General features: G+C 70.4%; 30 protein-coding genes. 19 read left to right on the top strand and 11 right to left on the bottom strand.

The features are described 5' to 3' along the window. The first annotated feature begins 1 nt into the window (after position 1). Genes OG302_RS05905 through OG302_RS05875 form a run of 7 tightly spaced genes read left to right on the top strand, consistent with a single transcriptional unit; the run spans position 2 to position 3,774 of the window. Positions 2 to 265, top strand: coding sequence for a gas vesicle protein GvpG (locus OG302_RS05905; protein WP_371525753.1), 264 nt, complete (start codon positions 2 to 4; stop codon positions 263 to 265). After that, positions 262 to 957: a DNA primase gene (locus tag OG302_RS05900; RefSeq protein WP_371525752.1), complete on the top strand. Its 696-nt coding sequence runs from the start codon at positions 262 to 264 to the stop codon at positions 955 to 957. Before OG302_RS05905 ends, OG302_RS05900 begins: the two co-directional genes overlap by 4 nt. After that, complete coding sequence (locus OG302_RS05895) at positions 950 to 2,089, top strand: SRPBCC family protein (protein ID WP_371525751.1); 1,140 nt, start codon at positions 950 to 952, stop codon at positions 2,087 to 2,089. Before OG302_RS05900 ends, OG302_RS05895 begins: the two co-directional genes overlap by 8 nt. After that, positions 2,086 to 2,478 carry a gas vesicle protein gene (locus OG302_RS05890; RefSeq protein WP_371525750.1) on the top strand — a complete coding sequence of 131 codons (393 nt, stop codon included), beginning with the start codon at positions 2,086 to 2,088 and terminating at the stop codon, positions 2,476 to 2,478. Before OG302_RS05895 ends, OG302_RS05890 begins: the two co-directional genes overlap by 4 nt. Beyond that, positions 2,475 to 3,263 carry a GvpL/GvpF family gas vesicle protein gene (locus OG302_RS05885; protein ID WP_371525749.1) on the top strand — a complete coding sequence of 263 codons (789 nt, stop codon included), beginning with the start codon at positions 2,475 to 2,477 and terminating at the stop codon, positions 3,261 to 3,263. The genes OG302_RS05890 and OG302_RS05885 overlap by 4 nt, the downstream gene beginning before the upstream one ends. Beyond that, positions 3,260 to 3,448: a gas vesicle protein gene (locus tag OG302_RS05880; protein ID WP_361831352.1), complete on the top strand. Its 189-nt coding sequence runs from the start codon at positions 3,260 to 3,262 to the stop codon at positions 3,446 to 3,448. Before OG302_RS05885 ends, OG302_RS05880 begins: the two co-directional genes overlap by 4 nt. Further along, a complete protein-coding gene (locus OG302_RS05875) occupies positions 3,445 to 3,774 on the top strand; it encodes a gas vesicle protein K (protein ID WP_371525748.1) in 330 nt (109 codons plus the stop codon). Before OG302_RS05880 ends, OG302_RS05875 begins: the two co-directional genes overlap by 4 nt. Before the next feature lie 43 nt (positions 3,775 to 3,817). Here the strand turns inward: OG302_RS05875 and OG302_RS05870 are convergent, their stop codons facing one another. Together OG302_RS05870 and OG302_RS05865 are read right to left on the bottom strand one after the other, a co-directional pair. Further along, complete coding sequence (locus tag OG302_RS05870) at positions 3,818 to 4,363, bottom strand: type 1 glutamine amidotransferase domain-containing protein (RefSeq protein ID WP_371525747.1); 546 nt, start codon at positions 4,361 to 4,363, stop codon at positions 3,818 to 3,820. Between the two features lie 103 nt (positions 4,364 to 4,466). Next, positions 4,467 to 5,939 (bottom strand): aminotransferase class I/II-fold pyridoxal phosphate-dependent enzyme, encoded by a 1,473-nt coding sequence (locus tag OG302_RS05865; protein WP_371525746.1) that lies wholly within the window; start codon positions 5,937 to 5,939, stop codon positions 4,467 to 4,469. A 75-nt stretch (positions 5,940 to 6,014) separates the two neighbouring features. Between OG302_RS05865 and OG302_RS05860 the strand changes: the two genes are divergently transcribed. Further along, a complete protein-coding gene (locus OG302_RS05860) occupies positions 6,015 to 7,022 on the top strand; it encodes a Ppx/GppA family phosphatase (protein WP_371750023.1) in 1,008 nt (335 codons plus the stop codon). 210 nt (positions 7,023 to 7,232) lie between these two features. Here OG302_RS05860 and OG302_RS05855 read toward each other — a convergent pair whose 3' ends face one another. Beyond that, positions 7,233 to 7,679, bottom strand: coding sequence for an ANTAR domain-containing protein (locus tag OG302_RS05855; protein WP_371525745.1), 447 nt, complete (start codon positions 7,677 to 7,679; stop codon positions 7,233 to 7,235). 133 nt (positions 7,680 to 7,812) lie between these two features. Between OG302_RS05855 and OG302_RS05850 the strand changes: the two genes are divergently transcribed. Beyond that, a complete protein-coding gene (locus OG302_RS05850; protein ID WP_371525744.1) occupies positions 7,813 to 8,175 on the top strand; it encodes a helix-turn-helix transcriptional regulator in 363 nt (120 codons plus the stop codon). A 64-nt stretch (positions 8,176 to 8,239) separates the two neighbouring features. Next, a complete protein-coding gene (locus OG302_RS05845; RefSeq protein WP_371525743.1) occupies positions 8,240 to 8,527 on the top strand; it encodes a type II toxin-antitoxin system Phd/YefM family antitoxin in 288 nt (95 codons plus the stop codon). Positions 8,528 to 8,638: 111 nt separating this feature from the next. Here the strand turns inward: OG302_RS05845 and OG302_RS05840 are convergent, their stop codons facing one another. Next, positions 8,639 to 9,649 carry an ABC transporter permease gene (locus OG302_RS05840; RefSeq protein WP_371525742.1) on the bottom strand — a complete coding sequence of 337 codons (1,011 nt, stop codon included), beginning with the start codon at positions 9,647 to 9,649 and terminating at the stop codon, positions 8,639 to 8,641. Positions 9,650 to 9,802: 153 nt separating this feature from the next. On the opposite strand from OG302_RS05840, the gene OG302_RS05835 reads away from it, so the two are divergent. The 8 genes from OG302_RS05835 to OG302_RS05800 all read left to right on the top strand — a co-directional run bounded on the left by OG302_RS05835 (position 9,803) and on the right by OG302_RS05800 (position 17,007). Next, a complete protein-coding gene (locus tag OG302_RS05835; protein WP_371525741.1) occupies positions 9,803 to 10,423 on the top strand; it encodes a TetR/AcrR family transcriptional regulator in 621 nt (206 codons plus the stop codon). A 200-nt stretch (positions 10,424 to 10,623) separates the two neighbouring features. Further along, positions 10,624 to 10,926: an urease subunit gamma gene (locus tag OG302_RS05830; protein WP_361831764.1), complete on the top strand. Its 303-nt coding sequence runs from the start codon at positions 10,624 to 10,626 to the stop codon at positions 10,924 to 10,926. Between the two features lie 13 nt (positions 10,927 to 10,939). Then, entirely contained in the window at positions 10,940 to 11,269 is a 330-nt protein-coding gene (locus tag OG302_RS05825; protein ID WP_371525740.1) for an urease subunit beta, read from the top strand. Continuing rightward, a complete protein-coding gene (locus OG302_RS05820; protein WP_371525739.1) occupies positions 11,262 to 12,983 on the top strand; it encodes an urease subunit alpha in 1,722 nt (573 codons plus the stop codon). Before OG302_RS05825 ends, OG302_RS05820 begins: the two co-directional genes overlap by 8 nt. Positions 12,984 to 12,998: 15 nt before the next feature. After that, complete coding sequence (locus OG302_RS05815) at positions 12,999 to 13,673, top strand: urease accessory protein UreF (RefSeq protein WP_371525738.1); 675 nt, start codon at positions 12,999 to 13,001, stop codon at positions 13,671 to 13,673. A 124-nt stretch (positions 13,674 to 13,797) separates the two neighbouring features. Beyond that, positions 13,798 to 14,481: an urease accessory protein UreG gene (gene ureG, locus OG302_RS05810; protein WP_361831328.1), complete on the top strand. Its 684-nt coding sequence runs from the start codon at positions 13,798 to 13,800 to the stop codon at positions 14,479 to 14,481. Next, complete coding sequence (locus tag OG302_RS05805) at positions 14,478 to 15,251, top strand: urease accessory protein UreD (RefSeq protein ID WP_371525737.1); 774 nt, start codon at positions 14,478 to 14,480, stop codon at positions 15,249 to 15,251. Before ureG ends, OG302_RS05805 begins: the two co-directional genes overlap by 4 nt. 151 nt (positions 15,252 to 15,402) lie before the next feature. Then, complete coding sequence (locus OG302_RS05800; RefSeq protein WP_371525736.1) at positions 15,403 to 17,007, top strand: alpha/beta hydrolase; 1,605 nt, start codon at positions 15,403 to 15,405, stop codon at positions 17,005 to 17,007. A gap of 57 nt (positions 17,008 to 17,064) precedes the next feature. Here OG302_RS05800 and OG302_RS05795 read toward each other — a convergent pair whose 3' ends face one another. Both OG302_RS05795 and OG302_RS05790 read right to left on the bottom strand, forming a co-directional pair. Next, complete coding sequence (locus tag OG302_RS05795) at positions 17,065 to 17,559, bottom strand: YbaK/EbsC family protein (RefSeq protein ID WP_371525735.1); 495 nt, start codon at positions 17,557 to 17,559, stop codon at positions 17,065 to 17,067. A 78-nt stretch (positions 17,560 to 17,637) separates the two neighbouring features. Continuing rightward, positions 17,638 to 18,366, bottom strand: a complete 729-nt coding sequence (locus tag OG302_RS05790; protein ID WP_361831320.1) for a lysophospholipid acyltransferase family protein — start codon at positions 18,364 to 18,366, stop codon at positions 17,638 to 17,640. Between the two features lie 287 nt (positions 18,367 to 18,653). Here OG302_RS05790 and OG302_RS05785 point away from each other — a divergent pair, with 287 nt between their 5' ends. Then, positions 18,654 to 19,070: an SSI family serine proteinase inhibitor gene (locus tag OG302_RS05785; protein ID WP_371525734.1), complete on the top strand. Its 417-nt coding sequence runs from the start codon at positions 18,654 to 18,656 to the stop codon at positions 19,068 to 19,070. A gap of 76 nt (positions 19,071 to 19,146) precedes the next feature. Here the strand turns inward: OG302_RS05785 and OG302_RS05780 are convergent, their stop codons facing one another. The 5 genes from OG302_RS05780 to OG302_RS05760 form a co-directional block, all read right to left on the bottom strand. After that, complete coding sequence (locus tag OG302_RS05780; protein ID WP_190078913.1) at positions 19,147 to 19,308, bottom strand: hypothetical protein; 162 nt, start codon at positions 19,306 to 19,308, stop codon at positions 19,147 to 19,149. 85 nt (positions 19,309 to 19,393) lie between these two features. Beyond that, entirely contained in the window at positions 19,394 to 20,347 is a 954-nt protein-coding gene (locus tag OG302_RS05775) for a cytochrome c oxidase assembly protein (RefSeq protein ID WP_371525733.1), read from the bottom strand. A gap of 104 nt (positions 20,348 to 20,451) precedes the next feature. Then, on the bottom strand, positions 20,452 to 21,477 hold the full coding sequence (locus tag OG302_RS05770; protein WP_361831314.1) for a 6-phosphofructokinase: 1,026 nt from the start codon (positions 21,475 to 21,477) through the stop codon (positions 20,452 to 20,454). A 143-nt stretch (positions 21,478 to 21,620) separates the two neighbouring features. Continuing rightward, positions 21,621 to 22,349: a type 1 glutamine amidotransferase gene (locus OG302_RS05765; RefSeq protein ID WP_249585951.1), complete on the bottom strand. Its 729-nt coding sequence runs from the start codon at positions 22,347 to 22,349 to the stop codon at positions 21,621 to 21,623. Between the two features lie 40 nt (positions 22,350 to 22,389). Next, positions 22,390 to 23,628: a MurT ligase domain-containing protein gene (locus OG302_RS05760; RefSeq protein ID WP_371525732.1), complete on the bottom strand. Its 1,239-nt coding sequence runs from the start codon at positions 23,626 to 23,628 to the stop codon at positions 22,390 to 22,392. Positions 23,629 to 23,768 lie beyond the last annotated feature (140 nt).

The following is a 23,768-nucleotide window of genomic DNA, read 5'->3' as shown; positions in this document are numbered from 1 at the left end:
CATGGGACTCATCGGCGAAGTACTGATGCTGCCGCTCGCCCCGGTGCGCGGCGGTCTGTGGGCGGTGAACCAGGTACTGGCCGAGGCTGAGCGCCTTTACTACGACCCGGCCACCGTCCGGTCCGAACTCGCCCTTCTCGAGCAGCAGCTCGAGTCGGGGGAGATCGGGGAGGAGGAATTCGACCGCCGGGAGGACGAGTTGCTCGACCGCCTGGAAATAGGCCTGCGCTCCGGCGCGGGAACCGACAACGGGACCACACAATGAATCGACTGGGACTTGGCCTCGCGGTAGGGGCCGGATACGTCCTCGGACGTACGAAGAAGATGAAGCTGGCGTTCGCCGTCGGCACGATGGTGGCCGGCAAACGGATGAACCTGAGCCCGCGCGCGCTGGGCGACCTGCTGTCTCAACAGCTGCAGAACAACCCGCAGTTCAAGGAGATCGGTGACCAGCTGCGCCAGGACCTGCGCGGAGTCGGCAAGGCCGCTTCCGGTGCGCTGGTCGAGCGGCAGATATCGGGTCTCGCGGACCGGCTGCACGGCCGGACGGCGGATGTGCGCGACCAGCTCGCGGGCGTGACGCCGGACATCCCGGGTCGCGGCGGCAAGGAAGAGGCGGAAGAGCCGGACGACGAGTACGAGTACGAGGACGAGGAAGAGGACGGGCGGGAGGACCGGGAGGCGCGGGACGACCGCGACAACCGCGACGACCAGGACCGCGAGGAGTCCCCGGAGGCGGAATCCGATGAGGAGCCGCGGCCGAGGAAGCGCGCACCCCAGCGGAAGCCCGCCCCCAAGAAGGCGGCGGCGAAGAAGAGCACCGCCAAGAAGACAGCGGCACGGCAGAGCCCCGCGAAGAAGACGGCGAAGAAGGCTCCGGCAAGGGCCGCGGCGAAGACTTCCGCGCGCCGTGCCACCGGGGCCCGGTTGCCGAAGGAGGGCGGTCGTGATGAGTGACACCATGAAATCCGCCACCGGCAAGGCGAAGGAGAATCCGCTCGCCGGCATCGCACAGAGCGAGGCCGCCGACCGGCTCAAGTCAGAGGTCCAGGAGTATCTCGGCGCGCAGGCCCAGCGACTGCTGGTCGGAGTGGGCCACAAGCTCGGCGAGACGACGGGCAAGCTCAACGACATCGCCGAGGGCAATAGCCCGGGCTTCGCCAAGCTCGCCCTCGACGGTGGCCGCAAGATGGCCGAGGGCAAGGGACCGCTGCGGTCCGCCGTGGAGGTCGGCGCGGGCCGGGCCAAGGACAGTGTGGTCGGCGCCTTCAAGAACATGACCGGGGGTAAGGGCCGCCGCAAGGGCGGGGCCGGCAAGAAGCCGACGGTCATCATGGAGTTCATCGACGTCGGCGTGCCGCTGCGCACGGCCTACGATCAGTGGACCCAGTACCAGGACTTCAGCACCTTCGCCAAGGGCGTCAAGAGCGCGAACCGCGCCGACGACACCACCTCCGACTGGCAGGCCAAGGTCTTCTGGTCCAACCGGAGCTGGAAGGCGCACACCACGGAACAGGTCGCCGACGACCGGATCGCGTGGACCTCGGAGGGTGCGAAGGGCACGACGAAGGGCGTCGTCTCCTTCCACTCGCTGGCCGAGAACCTCACGCGCGTCCTGCTGGTCCTGGAGTACTACCCGAAGGGCCTCTTCGAGAAGACCGGCAACATCTGGCGCGCCCAGGGTCGCCGGGCCCGGCTCGACCTGAAGAACTACGCGCGCTTCATCACCATCAAGGGTGAGGCGGAGGACGGCTGGCGCGGCGAGATCCGCGACGGTGAGGTCGTCCACAGCCACGAGGACGCGGTCGCGGAAGAAGAGGAAGCGCAGGAGCAGGACCAGTCCGAGGGCGAGTCGGACGACGTGGCCGAGGACGAGTACGAGCACGACGAGGACCGGCCCGAAGAGTCCTACGAGGACGAGGAAGACGAGCACGACGCCGAGGACCAGCCCGAGGAGTCCTACGAGGACGAGGAAGACGAGGGCGATGAGGACGAGGCGAGGTACGAAGACGAGGAAGAAGGAGAAGCAGAGGACGAAGATGACCCGCGGTACGAAGAAGAGGCCGCAGTGAGCGGGAGTCGTCGATGACGATGCCCAGCCGGATGCCCGAACCGTACGGGCAGGGCGGCGGTGCGAACCTCGCCGACATCCTGGAGCGCGTGCTCGACAAGGGTGTCGTGATCGCCGGGGACATCCGGATCAACCTGCTCGACATCGAACTGCTGACCATCAAGCTGCGGCTCATCGTCGCCTCCGTCGACAAGGCGAAGGAGATGGGGATCGACTGGTGGGAGGACGATCCCGCGCTGTCCACCCGTGCGCGTCGCGACGAACTCACCCGTGAGAACGCCGAGTTGCGTGCCCATGTCGCCGAACTGGAGCAGCTGGACCAGGGCAGGACGGAGCGCGGCAAGGTGGAGCGGGGCAAGACCGAGCGGAGCAAGCCCCGGCAGAGCAAGACGGAGGAAAGCACATGAGCGGACTGCGGTACGTCTACGCGATCTGCCGGCCCTTCGACGCGCCGCTCCAGGCGCAGGTGACCGGGGTGGACGGAGGTCCCCCCGGTCAGCTGTCGCACCACGGCCTGATCGCGGTGGTCGGCACCGTGCCGGAGCGGGACTTCGCCGAGGAGCCGCTCCGGCGCCACCTGGAGGATCTGGACTGGCTGAGCGCGACCGCTCGCGCTCACCAGTCCGTGATCGACGCGCTGACGGTGGTCACCACGCCGTTGCCGCTGCGGCTCGCCACCGTGTTCCGGGACGACGCGGGAGTGCGCGCGATGATGGAGGCACGGGAGGACTCCTTCAGGCGCACGCTCGACCGGCTCGACGGCCGCGTGGAATGGGGCGTGAAGATCCATGCCGACGCGGAGGCCGCCCGCCCGGCGGCCGAGCCGGAGAAGGCCGCGTCGGGCCGGGACTACCTGCGCCAGCGCCGACAGCGCAATCGGGCGCACGAAGAGATGTGGGAGAGCGCCGAGAAGTTCGCCCACCAGCTGCACGACACGCTCTGCGAGCACGCGGAGGACGCCCGGCTGCACGCGCCTCAGAACTCCGCGCTCTCCAAGGAAGCGGGCCGCAATGTCCTCAACGCGGCCTACCTGGTGCCGCGTTCGGACTCGGAGGCCTTCGTCGAGCTGGTGGAAGGCGTGAAGAGTCAGGAGTCCGGCATGCGCGTGGAGATCACGGGTCCGTGGGCCGCGTACTCCTTCGCCGGCCTCGACGCCGAAGGGGACGCCGCGGCGGGGGAGGGGGGACCGTGACCGTCTTCGAACGCCGGGAGGTCGCTCTCGTCGACCTGCTCGACCGGTTGCTCGCGGGTGGGGTCGTCATCACCGGCGACCTCACCCTGCGCATCGCGGACGTCGATCTCGTCCGCATCGACCTGAACGCACTCATCAGCTCGGTGAACGAGCAAGTCCCCTCACCCTTCGAGGAGTTGCTGTGAGCGAAGAGGAGCGGGAGCGGGAGCAGCTGCGGAAGCACTCCCGGACGACGGGGAAGAACCGGCTGGAACTCGAACCGGACACGGTGGAACGCGACCTGATCAAGCTTGTCCTGACCGTCGTGGAGCTGCTGCGCCAGCTCATGGAGCGGCAGGCCGTGCGCCGGTTCGACACCGGAGAGCTGGACGAGGACCAGGAGGAGCGCATCGGCCTCACGCTGATGCTGCTCGACGACCGCATGGCCGAGCTGCGCGAACGCTACGGCCTGCGGCCCGAGGACCTGAATCTGGACCTCGGGCCGCTGGGGCCGCTGCTTCCGAGGGACTAGGGCCCTTCTCTTCTCGTCTCTTCCCGGGTCAGGAGGTTTCGGGTCAGGAAGCGGTCGGCTTCGCGAACTCCGTCAGGAACGCCTCGCAGAACGCCTTCAGGTCGTCCGGCTTGCGGCTGGTGATCAGCGCGTTGGGGCCGTCGTGACAGACCTTCACCTGCTCGTCGACCCAGGTGCCGCCCGCGTTGCGGATATCCGTACGGAGGCTGGGGAACGACGTGAGTCCGCGGCCCGAGACGACGTCCGCCTCGACGAGGACCCACGGGGCATGGCAGATGGCGGCCACCGGCCTGCCGCTGTCGAAGAAGCCGCGTACGAAGGAGACGGCCCCCTCGTCCAGGCGCAGCGCGTCCGGGTTGGCCACGCCGCCCGGCAGGACGAGCCCGTCGAAGGAATCGGCCGACACATCGCCGACGACCTCGTCCACGGGGAAGGTGTCGGCCTTGTCGAGATGGTCGAAGGCCTGTACGCGGCCCGGCTCCGTCGACACCAGGACCGGCTCGCCGCCCGCGTCGGTCACCGCCTTCCAGGGGTCGGTGAGTTCGATCTGCTCCACGCCCTCGGGGGCCATCAGGAATGCGACACGCATGGCTGCTCTCTCTCCTTGTGGGGCCCGGACGTAACGCCCGGGCCTCTTACTGATGTGTGGGTGTGTGGGTGTGTGGGTGGGTGCTGGGTCTACCGGTGGCCCCTCAGGGGGCCTGGTCCCGGACGACCCGCACGGTGTCGAGACCGGGATCCGCGGCGTCAGGCAGGTTCATCCCGGCCGCCTTGCCGGTACGCAGATAGCGCAGCACCGGCTCGGTGAGACGTTCACCGGGGAGCGCCGCGGGAATTCCGGGCGGATACGGCGTCAGCATCTCGGCGGCCACGCGTCCCGCCGCCTCGGCCACCGGAACGTCGACGGTGGGCCCGAAGTAGGCGTCACGGGGCAGATGGTCCTGGGAAAGACGCAGGGCGGTGGGGGAGGGGACATCCACGGCCGGTGCCGGACGCAGTCCTGGAGCGGCCTGGGCCAGGTCCCGCAGCGCGGCCAGGAGCTCGTCCGTCGTCTCCCGGTCATCCGCGTGGGTGAGCTGGGTGCTGATGCGGCGGTGATCGGCCAGGTGCGCCTCGACCGAGCGGTGCTCGCGCAGCCAGTCCGCCGCCCGGAAGCCGGAGGTTCCCAGTCCGCTCACGTCGATGACGACCGGCAGCGGATCGAAGTCGGCCGCGGGCCCGCAGAAATCGTCGCTGTCGTTCACGTGCAGTCCGGGGATCTCCTCGATCGCCGCCCGGACGTCTGCTGCCAGATCGAGGGCGGCTCCCATGAGTTCCTTGCCGTGCAGAGCCATCTGGCGGCGCCAGCCGTCGAGCCCGGCGTAGATGAGCACGGACGGGCTGGTGGTGCCGAACAGATCCGCCCTGGACTTCAGCACCGTCGGATCCATCAGGTCGCCCTGGAGGTGGAAGACGGACCCCTGCTCCAGGCCGCTGCCCATCTTGTGGATGCTGGTCACACAGACGTCGGCGCCCGCGTCCATCGCCCAGGACGGCAGGTCGGGGTGGAAGGGGAGGTGTGCGCCCCAGGCCTCGTCCACGATCAGCGGACGGGAGTGCCGGTGGCATTCCTCCGCGATGCCGCGCAGGTCGGCGCAGCTCCCGTACGGGGTGGGGCTGGTGACCAGGGCACCCTTCGCGTCCGGATGGGCGGCGAACGCCTCGGCGAAGGCTTCGGCCGTGGGCGGGTGCGCCAGGTGCCGTTCGGGATCCCAGGAAGGGTCGACCCAGACCGGGCGGATGCCGGAGAGGATCAGGGCCGATACGACGGACTTGTGGGCGTCGCGTCCGATGAGCAGCTTCTCGTGCGGCCCCGCGGCCGAGAGCATCGCTGCCTTGACCGACAGGGAACTGCCGCACGTCGAGAAGAAGGTGTACGACGCGTGCACCGCGTCGGCCATCAGCTGCTCGGCCCGTTCCAGGACCCGGCCACGGCCGAGACGGTCGTCGAGGCTCCCGGAGGCGAGGAGATCGCCGTGGAAGACGGCGTCGCCAAGCACCTCCCGCACCAGTGGATCGGCTCCCCGGGCCTGTTTGTGGCCCGGTGGGGTGAAAGCGACGCGGCCCTTGCTGCGGTGGTCCGCCAGGGCTTCGAGTACGGGGGCTCGGGCGTGATCGACGGTCATGGATCACGAGTTCCCTGGCCCCGCGAAGGTCAATCAGCGTGACTGATCTCTGGCCTGATGGGTACTCAGAGTGACATGCGGATGAGTGTGATGGATGTGGGTTCGAATGCGGTCCGGCTGGTCGTCGTGGACGCTGAGGACGGTGTGCCGTTGCCGGTCCACACCGCCAAGTGGAAGGTGAGGCTCTCCGAGGAGGTCGGGCCGTGCGGGGTGATTCCCGAGGAATCGGTGGGGCAGCTCGCCACGGCGGTCGCCGCGGCTGCCGGGACCGCCCGAAGATGGGGCGCGGCGGAGCCGCTCGCCTTCGCCACGACGGTGGTGCGCAGTGCGCCCAACCGGGTGGACGTGCTGCGGACGATCGGCGAGGAGACCGGCGTACGGCTGTGCACGCTGCCCGGAGAGGTGGAGGCCGAACTCACCTTCCTGGGCGCCCGTCAGTGGATGGGCTGGCGGGCCGGGCCGCTGGCCATGTTCGACATCGGCGGCGGCTCTCTGGAGGTGGCCTTCGGGCGCGGGCGGCTCCCGGACTACGTGGCATCGCTGCCCCTCGGCGCGCGCCGTCTCACCCGGGAGTTCTTCGACGGTGAGGACCTGCCGACCGAGCAGAGCGTGAAGGCGCTGCGGCGCAAGGTGCGTCACCAGTTGCGTGACGTCGCCGCGCGGATCCGCTGGGAGGGGCCCCGCACCGCCGTGGCGACCTCCCGGACGTTCCAGCAACTGGCGCGGCTCGGGGGCGCCGCCCCGGGCCGCCATGGACCCTTCATGGAAAGGCAGTTGAGCCGGGCCGACCTGCGCCGCTGCCGTGACCGGCTCGCCGCGCTGCCGGCGTCCGAGCGGGCCACGCTGCCGGGGGTCTCGGCGCCGCGGGCCGCGCAGAGCCTGGCCGGGGCGATCGTGGGGCATACGGCGATGAAGCTGACGGACGTCAAGACGGTCACCCTGTGCCCTTGGGCCATCCGTGAGGGTGTACTCCTGCGCCACATGGAGGACGGCGGGGAGTGGTGGGCTGAGGTCAGCGGAAGGGAGGCCGCGGCGCCCGCGGTCCAGCCGGTTCCGCTGCGGATCGCGGCGCTGCAGCACTGACGCGGGCGGCGCTGCCGGGGGCGAGCCGGGTGCCGGCGCCGCCACCCGGTGGCGCAGTACCGCACCCTCCGGGGCAGCGCAGGCAGATTCGTTTCGCGGCCGGCTCCTCGCGCAGAGTGCTCCCGTCATCCAGTCCATCAACGCCTCCCCTCGGGGGTGGAGTTCGCCGCAGCCCGGTCCGGCACCAGGGGCCGGGTGCTCGCACCGCGCTCATTCCTCGCCGGTGCGGGCCGCTGTCGGTGATGTTCGGAGCCCGTCGATCGTCGCGGCCAGTTGCCGGCGGAACGGCTTCGGGATCTTGCCTCCCGTGACGGCGCCGACCACCTCGTCCGCCACGAGGTGCAGCTTGGTGTTCGTGTTCTGGGAGAGCGAGACCAGCACGCTCCACGCGTCGTCGGCGCTCAGGCCGAAGGACGCCATCAGGACGCCGCGCGCCATGTCGATGACGGGGCGCGTCTCCATGGCCCGCCGCAGCTGGCCGAGTTCGACGCGGGGGTCCTGCTCGACGTCGGCGTCCGGCACGGTCACCAGGTCACCGGTGAGGACCGGTGTGATCGGCGGCAGCGGCCGATCCGGCCCGTCCGGCGCGCGGGAGGGGGTGGCGCGGGTGGCTTCGCGGACCTCCGCGAGCCGCGTGAGAAGCACACGTTCTGTCATGGCGGCCACTCCGTAGGCGTCCGGGTGTCATCACCTCACCCAGCGTCGACCCGAGGAGGCACACCCGTCAAGAGATACCGGAAATATAGTTCGTCCTTTTGAATGCGTGAATCAATGGCCCTATCTTGGGGGGATGGCTGCAGTACCTGAATCACACAGCGGTTGGACATTCCTCACCAATCACGCCCGCGTGCTGGCCGCGATCGCCCACGACCCGGCCACTCGCATCCGGGACATCGCCGCTCGCTGCCGACTCACCGAGCGTGCCGTACAGAAGATCGTTTCCGACCTGGAGGAGGGCGGATACCTCTCCCACACGCGTCAAGGCCGCTCCAACACGTATCGCATCGAATCGGGGACCATCCTGCGTCACCCCGCCGAATCGGGGCTCGCCGTGGCGGAACTCCTCACGCTCCTCGCCCAGCACGACGACGGCCGGGGTGAGGATGCCCGGCCGTTGGATTCGGCGCGCGAATCCGCTGACCGACCCCTCTGACCTGCGGCGCATCTGTTCCGCACGGACCGGATGGCCGTAGCGGACGACGGTTAAGCTGGGGAGCATGGCCTACGAGATTCCGGTGACGCAAGCCCGAGCAGAGCTCGCCGACCTGATCAACCGCGTCGTGTACGGCGGTGAGCGGGTGGTCGTCACCCGTCATGGCAAGCCACTCGTGGCCCTCGTCTCCGCCGCAGACCTGGAACGCCTCGAGGCGTCGGGGGTGGCGGACGACGAGCAGGTGGTCAGTTCCGTCTCATCGCTCGGCTCCGCGTCGTCCTCGTCGTCCGGCGCCGGTGAGCGGCAGCGGTTCGGCATCGCCGCCGAGCACCGCGGACCCAACACGAAGTAGCCGTACGGCATTTGGGCGTCATTTGGACGCAGGGAGGCCGTACGCCCCCGTCCGCTACAGCGGGGGCGTACGGCTGTCTTCGTGTGCCGGGGGAGGGCAGGTGTCACGGGGTCAGGCGACCGGCACCGCTTCCCTCGCCGCCGGAGCCTCGTCGCGCGCCGCGGCGGCGGGCCGGCGGAGCACCCCGAGCAGTACCGCCGTCAGTCCGAGCAGGGCCCAGACGGCGAGGGTGACGAGCGGGCCCGTGATGCGCGCGCCGTCGAAGAAGGAGACCGAGCGCAGCAGGGTGCCTCCGGCGCCCGGCGGCAGCAACTGGCCGAGGAATCCGACCGGTTCGGGCAGCAGCCGCGGCGCGGACGTCACACCGGAGAACGGGTTGCCGAGCAGCACCATCGTCAGTGCGCCCACCCCTATGCCCGCCGGGCCGAGGAGTGCGGCACACCCGGCAACGGCGGCGCCCACCGTGAGCGTCGAGAGCCCCAACACCCCTGCTTCCGCCCACCAGTTGCCCGACAGGATGCCCAGCCAGCTGTGGGCCACGGCGACGGCCACCACGCCGGCCATCGCGGCGGCGAGCGTGAGGGAGGCCACCGCGCGGACACCGCGCAGGCCGAGCATCGTCACGACCGCACCGGCCGCTACCCCCGCGATCACCAGCGGCAGCATGCTCGCGGCGAATGCGGAGCCCCGTGGGTCGGCCGCGGGTGCGGCCACCACATCGGTGGTCGGCACCTCGGTCCCCGCCGGGGCCTGACCGGCCACCGCTTGCTCCAGGAGCTGGGCGACCACCGGGCTCGCCGCCGTCGCGGTCAGCAGCTTCATTCCCTTCGGCGTGACGACGACCGCTCCGTACACGGCCCGGTCCTCGATCGCGTCGCGGGCCGCAGCCTCATCGGCGTACCCGTGAATCTCGAACGCGCCCTCACGGTGCTCCAACTGCGCCTTCAGGGGAGCCGTCGCCGCGGCGGGTCCCGCGACGCCGAGGGGCAGGTCGCGCGGGGCGGTTCTGGCGGCGGGCCAGGCGAAGGCCCACAGGGCGAGGGCCACGAGGGCGGAGACCAGGACGGCCACCGCCACCATGCGGCGGCCCTGCGGGGGAGGAGTGGCGACGGGCGTGGACATGTGCGGAGCTCCTTCGTGCGCTCTTGCTTGCGACGTGCGCTCTTGGTCGAAGCGTTGCCTTAAAGAGAAGGATCGTTCGTTTTACGTGATGCCCACACTGTCCTGCCGGTCGTGGCGCTTGTCAAGAAGGAATGTTCGTTTTAGTTTGGCGGCATGGCCCGCGTATCCCAGGAGCACCTAGACGCACGCCGCCGCCAGATCCTCGACGGCGCCGCCCTCTGTTTCGCCCGCAACGGCTTCCACGCCACGTCGATGCAGGACGTACTCAAGGAGGTCGGACTCTCGGCCGGGGCGGTCTACCGCTACTTCAGCGGCAAGGAGGAGCTGATCGGGGCGATCGTCGGCGAGGTCCTCGAATGGATCCAGGCGACCTTCGAGGCGGCGGCCGAGGAGACCCCGCCGCCTCCGCCGGACGTGCTCGTCGGCCGGGCGCTGACCCAGGTGCTCGGCCGTAAGACCGGCGTCCACGAGGGGGAGTCCTCGTACCTTCCGCGTCTGATCGTCCAGGTGTGGGCGGAGACCCTGCGCAACGAAGAGCTCGCGGCCGTGATGCGCCAGGGGTACGCCAAGGTGCGGGTGGCCTGGGTGAAGATCGTCGAGGGGTATCGGGCGGCGGGCATGATGCGGGACGACATCCCGGCCGACCATGTCGCGCGGGTGATGATCGGCGCGGCCCAGGGATTCGTCGCGCAGCTCGCACTGTTCGACGAGGTTCCGGTCGAGGCGCTGCAGGACGGTCTGCGCGGTCTGATGAGTATGGGTCGGCCCAGCTGATGGTCATGGAGTGGTCAAGCGCTGGTTAACCTCGTTGAAACTCCTCCCAACTAGCCTGCGAGCCCACGCCACCAGGGGTTTTCGTAACCGGGGTGCGCAAGATCAAGCGCGCTGTTTGTGTGTTACATCTATATCCGTCGCGGTGGCCGCGGCAACCGGACCCCGCACGGTCCGGAGCGAAGGACTGTGAGGTGGGACGCGTGCAACTGACCCCGCACGAGCAGGAGAGACTGCTCATCCATGTGGCCGCGGACGTGGCCGAGAAGCGAAGGGCGCGGGGGCTGCTGCTCAACCACCCCGAGGCGATCGCGCTCATCACGTCCCACATTCTCGAAGGCGCCAGGGACGGCCGTACCGTCTCCGAACTCATGTCGTCGGGACGCAAGGTGCTCACCCGTGACGACGTCATGAGCGGCATCCCCGAGATGATCCACGACGTCCAGGTAGAGGCCACCTTCCCGGACGGCACCAAGCTCGTCACCGTCCACGACCCGATCGTCTGACGGGGGCCGCCAGATGAGTTCCGCGCATCCCGTCATCCCGGGCGAGATCCTCTTCGCCGACGAGCCCGTGGCCTACAACGTAGGCCGCGAGGTCACCGCCCTCACCGTCCTCAACGCCGCCGACCGCCCCGTCCAGGTCGGCTCCCACTACCACTTCGCCGAGGCCAACCCCGGTCTCGACTTCGACCGTGCCGCCGCGCGCGGCAAGCGGCTCAACATCGCCGCCGGCACCGCCGTGCGCTTCGAGCCCGGAATTCCCGTCGACGTCGAACTCGTCCCCCTGGCCGGTCTGCGGATCGTGCCCGGTCTGCGCGGCGAGACCGGAGGTCCCCTCGATGCCTGAGCTCTCCCGCGCCGCGTACGCCGACCTGTTCGGGCCCACCACGGGCGACCGGATACGGCTTGCCGACACCGACCTCCTCGTCGAGATCGAGGAGGACCGCTCCGGCGGCCCCGGACGCTCCGGCGACGAGTCCGTCTTCGGCGGCGGCAAGGTCATCCGTGAATCGATGGGGCAGTCGCGCACGACGCGCGCCGAAGGCGCCCCCGACACCGTCATCACCGGCGCCGTGGTCATCGATCACTGGGGCATCGTCAAGGCCGACATCGGCATCCGCGACGGCCGCATCACCGGCATCGGCAAGTCCGGCAACCCGGACACCACGGACGGCGTGCACCCCGATCTCGTGATCGGCCCGGAGACCGAGGTCATCGCGGGCAACGGCAAGATCCTCACCGCCGGCGGCATCGACACCCACATCCACTTCATCTCGCCGACCATCGTCGACGAGGCGCTCGCCTCCGGGGTCACCACCCTCATCGGCGGCGGCACCGGACCGGCCGAAGGCAGCAAGGCGACCACGATCACGCCCGGCTCCTGGCACCTGGCCCGGATGTTCGCGGCGATGGAGTCGAGCCCCGTCAACATCGGCTTCCTCGGCAAGGGCAACACGGTCTCCAGCGAGTCCATGCACGCCCAACTGCGGGCCGGGGCCGTCAGCTTCAAGATCCACGAGGACTGGGGCGCGACACCCGCCACCATCGACGCGTGCCTGAACGTCTGCGAGGACACCGGCGCCCAGCTCGCCGTCCACACCGACACCCTCAACGAGGCGGGCTTCATCGACGCCACGTTCGCCGCCGTCGCGGGCCGTACCCTGCACGCCTTCCACGTCGAGGGCGCGGGCGGCGGGCACGCCCCGGACATGATCACGGCGGTGTCGCTGCCGAACATGCTGCCCAGCTCCACCAACCCGACCCGGCCGCACACCGTCAACACCGTCGAGGAGCACCTCGACATGCTGATGGTCTGTCACCACCTCAACCCGGCGGTCCCCGAGGACCTCGCCTTCGCCGAGTCGCGGATCCGGCCCACCACCATCGGGGCGGAGGACATCCTGCACGACCTCGGCGCCATCTCGATCATGTCGTCGGACTCGCAGGCCATGGGGCGCATCGGCGAGGTCATCATGCGCACCTGGCAGACCGCGCACGTGATGAAGCGGCGGCGCGGCTTCCTGCCGGGGGACACCCGGGCGGACAACCGGCGCGCGCGTCGCTATGTCGCCAAGTACACGATCAACGCGGCGGTCGCGCAGGGCGTCGACCACGTGATCGGCTCGGTCGAGAGCGGCAAGCTCGCCGACCTGGTGCTGTGGGACCCGAAGTTCTTCGGCGTCAAGCCCCAGCTGGTCATCAAGGGCGGACAGATCGCGTACGCGCAGATGGGCGACGCCAACGCCTCCATCCCCACGCCGCAGCCCGTCCTGCCGCGCCCCATGTTCGGTGCGCACGGCAAGGCGCCCGGGCTCAACTCGTACAACTTCGTGACGCAGTCGGCGCTGGACGACGGGCTGCCGGAGCGGCTCGGTCTCGCCAAGGAGTTCACCGCGATCCGCTCCACGCGCGGGCGCACGAAGGCCGACATGCGTGAGAACGACGCCCTGCCGAGGGTGGAGGTCGCTCCCGACAGCTTCGCCGTCACCATCGACGGTGAGCTCGTCGAGCCGTCGCCAGCCGCCGAACTGCCGCTCGCGCAGCGGTATTTCCTCTTCTGATGGCGGTCGTACGTCATGTCTAGAGGAGCGCTGCTCGTCCTCGCCGACGGCCGCTTCCCTGCCGGAGGGCACGCGCACTCCGGCGGGGCCGAGGAGGCCGTCAAGGCGGGCCGGATCACCGGTGCCGCGAGCCTGGGGGAGTTCTGCCGCGGGCGGCTGCACACCACGGGGCTCGTGTCCGCCTCGCTGGCGGCCGCCGCCGCGCTCGGCCTCGATCCGCTGGAACTGGACGAGGCCGCCGACGCACGCACGCCATCGGCCGCGCTGCGGGTGGCCGGACGGCGGCTCGGGCGGCAGATGATGCGGGCCGCCAGGGCCACCTGGCCCGATCCCGCCCTCGACCGGCTCGCGGCGGCGCTGCCCAAGGGCGCGCATCAGCCGGTGGTGCTCGGACTCGCCGCCCGCGCGGCGGGGCTCGGGCCGGAGGACGCCGCGTACTGCTCCGCGTACGAATGTGTGAGCGGGCCCGCGACGGCGACCGTGCGGCTGCTGAGCCTGGACCCCTTCGACGCGACGGGTGTGCTGGCCCGGCTGGCCCCCGAGCTCGACCTGGTCGCGGCCGAGGCGACGGAGGCGGCGCGCCGCGCGGTCACCGACGGGATCGACGCGCTGCCCGCGGCTTCCGCGCCGCTCATGGAGATCGGGGCGGAGGCACATGCCGCATGGCCTGTGCGGTTGTTCGCGTCGTAGGAGAGCTCCCGCTCCCCCCACCTGCCTCCTCCGAGGCCAGGTGCTCCCCCCGGCCCGCGGACCGGCCGGCCCCGCCGGGCGGCGCGTGCCCAACTGAACCACTGAATCTTCTGGAGTAACCACCATGCACCTCGACCACTCCCACGACGGACCCGCAGCCATCAGCGCCGACGCGCACCGCCCCGACGGACGCCGCCGCGCCCTGCGGATCGGGCTCGGCGGGCCCGTCGGGTCCGGCAAGACCGCCACCGTCGCCGCGCTCTGCAAGACCCTGCGGGACGAGCTGTCGCTCGCCGTCGTCACGAACGACATCTACACCCGCGAGGACGCCGAGTTCCTGCTCCGCGAAGCCGTTCTGCCGCCCGAGCGGATCACCGCCGTGGAGACCGGCGCCTGCCCGCACACCGCGATCCGCGACGACATCTCCGCCAACCTGGAGGCCGTCGAGGACCTGGAGGACGAGATCGGGCCGCTGGACCTGATCCTCGTCGAGTCCGGCGGTGACAACCTCACCGCCACCTTCTCCAAGGGACTCGTCGACGCACAGATCTTCGTCATCGACGTCGCGGGCGGCGACGACATCCCGCGCAAGGGCGGCCCCGGCGTGACCACCGCCGACCTGCTCGTCGTGAACAAGACGGACCTCGCCCCGCACGTCGGCTCCGACCTCGCCGGGATGGCCGCGGACGCCAAGGCCCAGCGCGGCGAACTGCCCGTCGCCTTCCAGTCGTTGCGCTCGGACGAGGGCGTCGGCCCGGTCGCCGCTTGGGTGCGTGCGCAGTACGCGGCCTGGACCGCGTCCGCATGAGCGTGGACACCGCCGTGCCGTCCGGGGTGCGCGGCATCGCCCGTATCTCCGCGCGGGGCGACGGGCGGGGCGGCACCGCCCTGCCCGTGCTCGACGGAGAGGGGCAGCTGGCCCCGCGCCGCACCCGGTCGGCCGGGAGGGGCGCCACGGTCACCCTCGTCGGGGCCATGAGCGGCCCCCTCGGGGGCGATCACCTCACGGTCGAGGCCGCCGCCCACGACGGGGCCCGGCTGCACATCGGCTCGGCCGCCGCCACACTCGCCTTGCCGGGACAGTCGAAGGAGGCCGCGCGCTACGACGTGCGGCTCACGGTCGGCGAGGACGCGGAACTGTTGTGGCTGCCGGAGCAGTTGATCTCCGTACGCGACAGCGACCTGCGGGTGACCACGCGGGCCGACCTCGCCGGGAGCGCGAGCCTGGTGCTGCGGGAGGAGCAGGTGCTCGGCAGGACCGGCGAGGACCCGGGACGCCTCAGCAGCCGCCTCACCGTGCGCCGGGCCGGCCGCCTCCTCCTCGACCAGGAGCTCTCCTGCGGGCCCGGCGCACCCGGCGGATGGGACGGCCCCGCCGTCCTGGCAGGGCATCGCGCGATCGGGCAACTCGTCCTCGTAAGGCCGGAGTTCGAGCACGGCCTGCCCGGGTCGGCACTCCTCGGCGAGACGGCGTCGCTGACTCCGCTCGCCGGACCCGCCGTGCTCGTCACCGCCGTCGCCCCCGACGCTCTACGGGTCCGCCGCGTCCTCGACGAGGCCGTGCGCACACTCACGTGAACAGGGGCATAACCGCTCAGCGGGGTTCCCAGCACCGTCTATCGGATTGGTAAAGAAACACCTGCCCGGTCTGTCGCACTGAACCCGTTGACCGACAGGATCCTCCTACTGTTCGAAATTCGACAGGGAAATCGACAGGGGGAGGAACCAGTTGAGACGCACCACAGCATTCGGCGCCGCCGGCACGCTGATCACGGGCTCGCTCATAGCGGGCGCGATCATGGCGCCCGTCGCCAATGCGGACGCCCGCCGGAGCAGCGGCAGCGCTGACGCCCGCCAGCGCACCAGCTCCGAGGCGCGCGGTGTCGCGCTCGCGGCGCAGCGTGCCGCCAAGGCCGGCATCGACTGGCAGGCGTGCCCCGACGACTGGGGACTGGACAAGGCGATCAAGTGCGGATGGGTCACCGTCCCGCTCGACTACGCCAAGCCCAACGGCAAGAAGATCAAGCTGGCGGTCGACCGCATCGGCAGCACCGGGACGAAGGAGGAGCGCCAGGGTGCTCTCCTCTACAACCCGGGCGGCCCCGGCGCCTCCGGCCTCCGCTTCCCCGCCCGCGTGGTCACCAAGGCCAAGCTCTGGGAGAAGACGGCCAAGGCGTACGACTTCGTGGGCTTCGAGCCGCGCGGCGTCGGCCACTCGGCGCCCATCTCCTGCGTGGACCCGCAGGAGTTCGTCAAGGCCCCCAAGGCCGACCCGGTGCCGGACTCCGCGGCGGACAAGCGCGCCCAGCGCAAGCTCGCGGCCGAGTACGCGGACGGCTGCGCCGAGCGCAGCGGCGACATGCTGGATCACATGACGACGCCGAACACCGCACGCGACCTGGACGTCATCCGGGCCGCGCTCGGCGAGAAGAAGCTGAACTTCCTCGGCGTCTCCTACGGCACCTACCTCGGCGCGGTCTACGGGACGCTGTTCCCGTCGCATGTGCGCCGCATGGTCGTCGACTCGGTGGTCAACCCGTCGAAGAAGAAGATCTGGTACGAGGCCAACCTCGACCAGGACGTCGCCTTCGAGATCCGTCTCAAGGACTGGATGACGTGGGTCGCCAAGTACGACGCCACCTTCCACCTCGGTGACACCGCGGCGAAGGTCGCCAAGAACTGGGACGACCTGCGCGCCGCCGCGAAGAAGGAGCCGCTGGGCGGAGTCGTCGGCCCCGCCGAGCTCATCGCCTACTTCCAGAGCGCGCCGTACTACGACTCCGCCTGGGTCGGGATCGCGACGAACTTCAGCAAGTACGTCGCCGGTGACGCCAAGCCGCTGATCGAGGCAGCCAGCCCCGACCTGTCGGACACCGCGGGCAACATCACCTCGGAGAACAGCAACGCCGTCTACACGGCCGTCGAGTGCGCGGACGCCAAGTGGCCGACCAGCTGGAAGAAGTGGGACCGCGACAACACCCGCATCCACCGCGACAACCCGTTCATGACGTGGGCCAACGCCTGGATGAACCTGCCCTGCGCGACCTGGTCGGGCAAGCAGCACGAGCCCGTCGAGGTCAAGACCGGCAAGGGCCTGCCTCCCGTGCTGATCGCGCAGTCGACCCGCGACGCGGCCACGCCGTACGAGGGTGCCGTCGAGCTGCACAAGCGCTTCAAGGGCTCGCGCCTGATCACGGAGAAGGACGCCGGTTCGCACGGCATCACGAACCTGGTCAACCCGTGCCTCAACGAGCGTGTCGACACCTACCTGCTGACCGGCAAGGTGGACAGCAAGGACGTGACGTGCACCCCGCACGCCACGCCCAAGCCGTGATGTCCTGCCGCTAGGCATCGGGCGAGGGGCGACCGGGACCACCCGGTCGCCCCTTCGCTATGCCGCCTCCTGCGCGATCACGGCCGTACGCGGCTCCGCGATCGCCTCGTAGTCCGCGGTCCGCAGCGCCAGCGAACGGTCCAGGCGCGCCGCGTTGAAGAAGAGCTCCTCGTGGGCGAGCAGCGCCGGGTCCACGACCAGTTCGAGCTCGGGGTCGAAGGAGAACGGCAGGATCGTGCCGCTCACGCTGCCCGCGAGCCGTTCGGCGACCTCCTGCGTGGCGAAGCCCGCGTACGTCCCGCCGAGGAGCTGCTTGACGGCGTTCAGGTCGACACGCCGGTCACCGGGCACCACCGCGAGCACGTAACGCTTCGTCTTCTTGCCGGTCTTCACCATCACCACGATGCACTTGGCGGCCTGCTGGAGGGTGTTGCCCCGCAGCGCGCTCACCGCCTCCGTGGCGCCCTGTTCCTCGTGCTCGATGACGCGGTAAGCCGCGCCCCGCTCGTCGAGCAGCCCGATCAGCTTGGTGTACAGGCTGTGTTCGTTCATCCGCTTCTTCTCCCCTGATGCCGGCAAGGCGTCTTGTCCGCGCGGTGCCGCCCGTTGGCAGGACCGTATGTCACGGCATCAACTCAGCGGCATCCGGGGGAATTTCCGCCGGCTCGCCGCGGCGGCGCGCTCGGCCTCCTCCGCCTTCACGACCGCCGCGTACTTGTCGACGTACTCCTGTCCGGAGAGCCCGAGGATGGCGTACATGATCTCGTCCGTGACCGCACGCAGGACCGCCTTCTCGTTCTCCATGCCCGCATAGCGCGAGAAGTCCAGCGGGGCGCCGAACCGGATCTCCACGCGCCGGAAGTTCGGCACCTTCTGGCCCGGCGGCTGGGCCTCGAACGTGCCGATCATCGCGCACGGGATCACCGGAGCCTGCGCCTTGAGCGCCATCGCGGCGACGCCGACCTTCCCCTTGTAGAGGCGCCCGTCGTGCGAGCGGGTGCCCTCCGGATAGATGCCGAGCAGCTCGCCCTTGCGCAGCACCCCGAGGCCCTCGCGGATCGCGGCCTGGCCCGCCTCCTTGCCGGAGCGGTCCACCGGGATCTGCCCTGCGCTGCGGAAGAACGTGGCCGTCAGGCGGCCCCTGATGCCGGGGCCCGTGAAGTACTCGGCCTTCGCGAGGAAGGTGATCCGCCGCTTGATGATGGCGGGCATCAGGAAGTGGTCCGAGAACGAGAGATGGTTGCCCGCCACGATCGCCGCACCGGACTCCGGTATGTGCTCGAGGCCCTCGATGCGCGGCCGGAACATGAGCCGCAGCAGCGGCCCCAGGACGACGTACTTGAGCAGGTAGTAGAACACCCGTTGCTCCTCACTCAGGTGGACCGGCCTGGGTTCTGCGTCGTCGCAGGTCACGGGTCCTCGCGCAGCGGTCAGTTTAGGTGCGCCGCCCCGACGGGAGAAGGGAGCGAAGCCTGGCGGCCTCGGTCCCTTCGTGCACGTGTGCGGTCCGGGTGGCGGGGCGCCCATCCGGAGGGCACGCCGGACTCGTCCGGGTGACCGAGCGGCGTGTCGGGCGCGCGGGCCGCGGATGCGGGGGTGGCCTGGCTTCTCTCCGACGCAGCACGCCACCGCCCCAGGAGGTCTCCATGAGGTCCCGTCCCACGTCCCGCCTGCGCCCGGCCGCGGCCGTCGCCGCCGCCCTGGTCTCCCTCGTCGTGGCCGCGCCCGCCCACGCGGCACACGAAACGGCCCCCGAGCGGGGGAGCGGCGTCTTCCTCACCGTCACCGGGCAGGACAACGCCTGGGTACGCGGGGTGCTCCTCGACTGCGTGACCCGCCGGCCCGCACACCATCCGCACGCGGCCGAGGCGTGCGCGGCCATCGACGCGGCGCACGGCGACTTCGACGCACTGCCCGCGAAGCAGGGAATCTGCACAAAGCAGTACGCCCCGGTCACCGTGAGCGCGACGGGCCACCACCGCGGCAAGCCGGTCAGCTGGAACAAGACGTACGGCAACGCCTGCGAGATGGGGTACTCGACGGGCGCCGTCTTCCGCTTCTGACGCGCTTCTGACGGCCCCTGCCGACGCCCCCGCCCCCGGCGCCGCCCCGCACCTTTCCTCACTGCCGCGCGGCGCCTCAGGGGGTGCTGCGCGAGAGCACCATCGCCAGCGTGAGCATCCCGATGACGACCCAGCCGAACCACAGCCAGCCGTTGCTCCCGAGCGCGACCGTGTACGCGGTCACCGCGACCAAGCCTCCGATGGTGAATACACCCATCGTCTTCGTAGAATCAGGCATCGCCCTGCCTCCTCCCGGCAGCCCCGGCGCCTCGACGCCAAGACCGCGGCCTGAGACCATCCTCGCCTGCGAAGACCCTTTGCCGCTAGCGCCCGCGCGCGGCCAGTGAGGCCAGATAGGCGTTGTACGCCTCCAGCTCCTTGTCACCGTCACGGTCCGCCGCCCGGTCCGTACGCCGTGCCTGGCGCTGATCGGAGCGGTACCACTGGAAGAGCAGCGCGAGCAGCACGAGGACCGAAGGCACCTCGCTGAACGCCCACGCGATGCCGCCGGCGGCGCTCTGATCAGCGAGTGCGTCGATGCCGAGCGAGGCAGGCGGGTTCTTGTAGGTGCCGATCATCGGCTCGGAGGCCATCATCAGGGCGATGCCGAAGAACGCGTGGAAGGGCATGCCCGCGAACAGCTCCAGCATCCGCATGATGTATCCGGGCCGGTGCGGACCTGGGTCGACGCCCATGATCGGCCAGAAGAAGACCAGGCCGACGGCCAGGAAGTGGACCATCATCCCGATGTGGCCCACCTTCGACTCCATCAGGGTGTCGAAGATCGGCGTGAAGTACAGCGCGTACAGGCTCGCGATGAACAGCGGGATCGTGAACGCGGGGTGCGTGATGATCTTCATGTAGCGGCTCTGCAGGATCCACAGGAGCCACTCGCGGGGGCCCTTGTGGCCGCGGCGGGCCGCGACCGGCAGGGCGCGCAGGGCGAGGGTGATCGGAGCGCCCATCAGGATCAGGATCGGCGACAGCATGCTGATGATCATGTGCTGCACCATGTGCACGCTGAACATGACCATGCCGTAGTCGTTCAGCTTGGTGCACATCACGAGCAGGATGGTCAGCACGCCCACCACGAAGGAGATGGTGCGGCCGACCTGCCACTTGTCACCGCGCCGTACGAGCCGGACCACACCCCAGCCGTAGAGCGCGAGCGCCACCAGGCAGCTGATGAGGAAGAAGGGGTCGGCGGAGAGCTCGAGCCCGCGCCCCAGCGTGAACGGCGGCAGATCCATGTTCATGCCGTGCCCGCTGTGATCCATCCACTGGCTCCTGATTCGTGCGGTTGTGCGCTGTGTGTCCGCACCAGACTAGAACGGCCCCCGGACGCCGACGCGTCCGGGGGCCGTTCGAAAAGGGCCTCGCTCTACAGCACGCACTCCGCCTCGGCGTACCGCTCGTCCGGCACCGTCTTCAGCGTCTCGACGGCCTCGGCGAGCGAAACCATCGTGATGTCCGTGCCGCGCAGCGCCGTCATCTTGCCGAACTCGCCGCGGTGCACGGCCTCCACGGCGTGCCAGCCGAAGCGGGTGGCGAGCACACGGTCGTACGCGGTGGGGGTGCCGCCGCGCTGGACGTGCCCGAGGATCACCGGACGCGCCTCCTTGCCCAGGCGCTGCTCCAGTTCGCCGGAGAGCCGCGTGGCGATGCCCGCGAACCGCTCGTGGCCGTACATGTCCTTGGTGCCCTCGTCGAAGTCCATCGTGCCCTCGCGGGGTTTGGCTCCCTCGGCGGCCACGACGATCGCGAACTTCTTGCCCGCGGAGAAGCGTTCGCCGACCTTCCGCGCCAGTTCCTCGATGTCGAAGGGCCGCTCCGGCACGACGATCGCGTGCGCGCCCGCGGCCATGCCCGAGTGCAGCGCGATCCAGCCGGTGTGCCGGCCCATGACCTCGACGATCAGGACCCGCTGGTGCGACTCGGCGGTCGTCTTCAGCCGGTCGAGGGCCTCGGTCGCCACGCCGACGGCGGTGTCGAAGCCGAAGGTCACGTCGGTCACCGCGATGTCGTTGTCGATCGTCTTGGGCACCCCGACGATCGGCAGACCCGCGTCCGACAGGAGCCGGGCGGCCTTCAGCGTGCCTTCGCCGCCGATCGGGATGACCGCGTCGAGGCCCAGGTCGGCGAGGTGGCCCTTGGCCCGCTCGACGCCGTCGCGCAGATGCGCGGGCTGGACACGGGAGGAGCCGAGAATCGTTCCGCCACGGGCCAGGATGCCGCCCACCGCGTCGAGATCGAGCTTGCGGTAGTCGCATTCGAGCAGGCCGCGCCACCCGTCGTGGAAGCCGATGACCTCGTCGCCGTGGTCGACGACGGCGCGGTGCACGACCGAACGGATGACGGCGTTCAGGCCGGGGCAGTCGCCGCCGGAGGTGAGGACACCAATGCGCATAGCCCGGAATACCTTTGCAACGTGGGCCGGAGTCCGGACCACGTCGTCCGGCTGGAACCCCGCCACCCTATAGGCGTCAGGGGGCGGGGCAGCACCGGGCGTCCGACTGCTGGACTGTGCCGCTCACCTGTGCGGTGGGGGCATCATGCGGGCTGCTGTGCCGCGTTCATGCGCTCGGCGCGCAGCGCCTCGTACCAGCGGTCGTCCGTGGGCGGCAGCGCGTTCACGTCGAGGGCCAGCTTCAGGAGCAGGTCCGCGATGAGCGGGTTGCGGGCGAGGACGGGACCGTGCATGTACGTGCCGAAGACGGTGCCGTTGTACGCGCCCTCGGTGCCGTCGCCCGTGCCGTTGCCCCGACCGAGGCTGACGCGTGCGAACGGCCGCGCGGACGGGCCGATGTGCGTGATGCCCTGGTGATTCTCGAAGCCCGTCAGCGGGGGCAGGCCCAGCTGCGGGTCGATGTCGCCCAGGACGTCGCCGACGCACCGGTCGCCCTCGCCGCGGGTGGAGATCACGTCGAGCAGGCCGAGGCCCGGCTCGCGCTGGCCGAGGTCGTTGATGAACTCCTGGCCCAGGATCTGGTAGCCCGCGCACACCGAGAAGACGATCGCGCCGTTGCCCACGGCCCGCTGCAGTCCGCCGTCGCGGCGCAGCCGCTCGGCGGCCAGGCGCTGCGGGCGGTCCTCGCCGCCGCCGATCAGGTAGATGTCGCCGGAGGTGGGCACCGGCTGGTCGCTGCGCACGTCGTAGCGCTCGACCTGGAGGCCGCGCTGGTGGGCGCGGCGCTCCACGACCAGGGCGTTGCCCTGGTCTCCGTACGTGCTGAGCAGGTCGGGGTAGACCCACACCAGCCGCAGGCTGTTGTCGCTCATGCTCATTCGTCCCTACGAGGGTCTAGAGGGTCCGGTGGGGTCAGTTGCCGACGCGGCGGCGCAGGTCCTGGAACGCGGTGTAGTTCGCGATCGTCTCGATGCGGCCGGGCGGCGCGAGCTGCACGGCCTCGTCGAGGGACTCGCAGACCCGGAAGTCCAGGCCCGCGACCTCCAGGCGCACGGCGAGGTCCAGCTTGCGGTCGCCGAGCACGAAGATCGGGTGGCCCGCCAGCCGGGTGTAGTCGACGTCCCACAGCCAGGAGGTGTCGGTGCCGTCGGCGCCACGGGCGTTCACGGAGAGGATCACCGGGGTGGGCGGCGGGTCGATCAGCGAAAACGTTTCGAGCCAGCCCGCGGGGTTCTTCGCGAGCAGCAGACGCAGGTCGCGGCCCTGGAACTGCACGACGTCATAGCGTCCGGCGACGGCCTGCACCTGGTACATCCGCTCCAGGGCGACCTGCGGCGGCACGCCGAAGACGGCGGCGACGGCGGCGGACGTGGTGGCGTTCGCCTTGTTCGCCCGGCCCGGCAGCTGCAGATGGATCGGCCAGGCCGAGCCGTGCGGGTCCAGGACGTGGTCACCGGAGAGCACCCAGCTGGGCGCGGGGCGGCGGAAGCCGCACTCGCCGCAGAACCAGTCGTCCCCGGGGCGCTGCATCACACCGCCGCAGGAGGGGCACGACCAGGCGTCGTCCTTCCACTCCTGGCCGGCGGCCACCCACACGACGTTCGGCGACGAGGACGCCGCCCAGACGACCAGCGGGTCGTCCGCGTTGGCGACCACGACCGCCTTGGAGCCCGCCAGACCCTCGCGCCAGTTCTCGGCCATCATGCGGGTCTCCGCGGCGCGGTCCAACTGGTCGCGCGAGAGGTTGAGCAGCGCGATCGCCTTCGGCTCCACGTCGCGGGCGACACCGGCGAGATACTTCTCGTCGACCTCGATCACGCCGAACCGGGCGTCCGAACCGCCCGCGAGGGCCGAGGTGATCCCGGCCGGCATGTTCGCGCCCAGCGCGTTCGACACCACGGGCCCGCTGGCGCGCAGCGCCTCCGCGAGCAGCCGGGTCGTGGTCGTCTTGCCGTTCGTGGCAGAGACGAGCACCACGTCCAGGTGCGTGGCAAGACGCCCGAGCAGGTCGGGGTCGAGCTTGAGTGAGACGCGGCCGCCGATCACCGATCCGCTGCCGCGGCCCGCCGCGCGCGACACCGCCGCGGCCGCCTTGCCCGCCGTCACGGCCAGCTTGGCCCGCGGCGACAGCGGGTCCGTGTTGCCTGCCATCAGTTCTGGATCCTCCTTGCGTACGGCGCCGCGCCTGCCCCTGGCAACGCGATGAACCTCAGCCTATCGAGATCCACTGTCAAGCCCGAACCGCGGCACCACCCCGACCCCGGGGCTCTCCAAGGACCGTACCCTTGCGG

It is taken from the genome of Streptomyces sp. NBC_01283 (assembly GCF_041435335.1).
Taxonomy (GTDB): domain Bacteria; phylum Actinomycetota; class Actinomycetes; order Streptomycetales; family Streptomycetaceae; genus Streptomyces.
The sequence above is the reverse complement of the archived record's forward strand: the minus strand, read 5'-3'. Positions and strand labels throughout refer to the sequence as shown.

Bases quoted from the DNA above. Each gene is read 5' to 3' on its own strand.
- OG302_RS05770 (WP_361831314.1), bottom strand. From the start codon at position 21,477: ATGCGCATTGGTGTCCTCACCTCCGGCGGCGACTGCCCCGGCCTGAAC.
- OG302_RS05860 (WP_371750023.1), top strand. From the start codon at position 6,015: ATGCGGATGAGTGTGATGGATGTGGGTTCGAATGCGGTCCGGCTGGTC.
- OG302_RS05870 (WP_371525747.1), bottom strand. From the start codon at position 4,363: ATGCGTGTCGCATTCCTGATGGCCCCCGAGGGCGTGGAGCAGATCGAA.
- OG302_RS05850 (WP_371525744.1), top strand. From the start codon at position 7,813: ATGGCTGCAGTACCTGAATCACACAGCGGTTGGACATTCCTCACCAAT.
- OG302_RS05855 (WP_371525745.1), bottom strand. From the start codon at position 7,679: ATGACAGAACGTGTGCTTCTCACGCGGCTCGCGGAGGTCCGCGAAGCC.
- OG302_RS05900 (WP_371525752.1), top strand. From the start codon at position 262: ATGAATCGACTGGGACTTGGCCTCGCGGTAGGGGCCGGATACGTCCTC.
- OG302_RS05885 (WP_371525749.1), top strand. From the start codon at position 2,475: ATGAGCGGACTGCGGTACGTCTACGCGATCTGCCGGCCCTTCGACGCG.
- OG302_RS05835 (WP_371525741.1), top strand. From the start codon at position 9,803: ATGGCCCGCGTATCCCAGGAGCACCTAGACGCACGCCGCCGCCAGATC.
- OG302_RS05780 (WP_190078913.1), bottom strand. From the start codon at position 19,308: ATGCCTGATTCTACGAAGACGATGGGTGTATTCACCATCGGAGGCTTG.
- OG302_RS05765 (WP_249585951.1), bottom strand. From the start codon at position 22,349: ATGAGCGACAACAGCCTGCGGCTGGTGTGGGTCTACCCCGACCTGCTC.
- OG302_RS05815 (WP_371525738.1), top strand. From the start codon at position 12,999: ATGTCTAGAGGAGCGCTGCTCGTCCTCGCCGACGGCCGCTTCCCTGCC.
- OG302_RS05895 (WP_371525751.1), top strand. From the start codon at position 950: ATGAGTGACACCATGAAATCCGCCACCGGCAAGGCGAAGGAGAATCCG.
- OG302_RS05845 (WP_371525743.1), top strand. From the start codon at position 8,240: ATGGCCTACGAGATTCCGGTGACGCAAGCCCGAGCAGAGCTCGCCGAC.
- OG302_RS05890 (WP_371525750.1), top strand. From the start codon at position 2,086: ATGACGATGCCCAGCCGGATGCCCGAACCGTACGGGCAGGGCGGCGGT.
- OG302_RS05805 (WP_371525737.1), top strand. From the start codon at position 14,478: ATGAGCGTGGACACCGCCGTGCCGTCCGGGGTGCGCGGCATCGCCCGT.
- OG302_RS05905 (WP_371525753.1), top strand. From the start codon at position 2: ATGGGACTCATCGGCGAAGTACTGATGCTGCCGCTCGCCCCGGTGCGC.
- OG302_RS05785 (WP_371525734.1), top strand. From the start codon at position 18,654: ATGAGGTCCCGTCCCACGTCCCGCCTGCGCCCGGCCGCGGCCGTCGCC.
- OG302_RS05825 (WP_371525740.1), top strand. From the start codon at position 10,940: ATGAGTTCCGCGCATCCCGTCATCCCGGGCGAGATCCTCTTCGCCGAC.
- OG302_RS05760 (WP_371525732.1), bottom strand. From the start codon at position 23,628: ATGGCAGGCAACACGGACCCGCTGTCGCCGCGGGCCAAGCTGGCCGTG.
- OG302_RS05840 (WP_371525742.1), bottom strand. From the start codon at position 9,649: ATGTCCACGCCCGTCGCCACTCCTCCCCCGCAGGGCCGCCGCATGGTG.
- OG302_RS05865 (WP_371525746.1), bottom strand. From the start codon at position 5,939: ATGACCGTCGATCACGCCCGAGCCCCCGTACTCGAAGCCCTGGCGGAC.
- OG302_RS05775 (WP_371525733.1), bottom strand. From the start codon at position 20,347: ATGGATCACAGCGGGCACGGCATGAACATGGATCTGCCGCCGTTCACG.
- ureG (WP_361831328.1), top strand. From the start codon at position 13,798: ATGCACCTCGACCACTCCCACGACGGACCCGCAGCCATCAGCGCCGAC.
- OG302_RS05795 (WP_371525735.1), bottom strand. From the start codon at position 17,559: ATGAACGAACACAGCCTGTACACCAAGCTGATCGGGCTGCTCGACGAG.
- OG302_RS05820 (WP_371525739.1), top strand. From the start codon at position 11,262: ATGCCTGAGCTCTCCCGCGCCGCGTACGCCGACCTGTTCGGGCCCACC.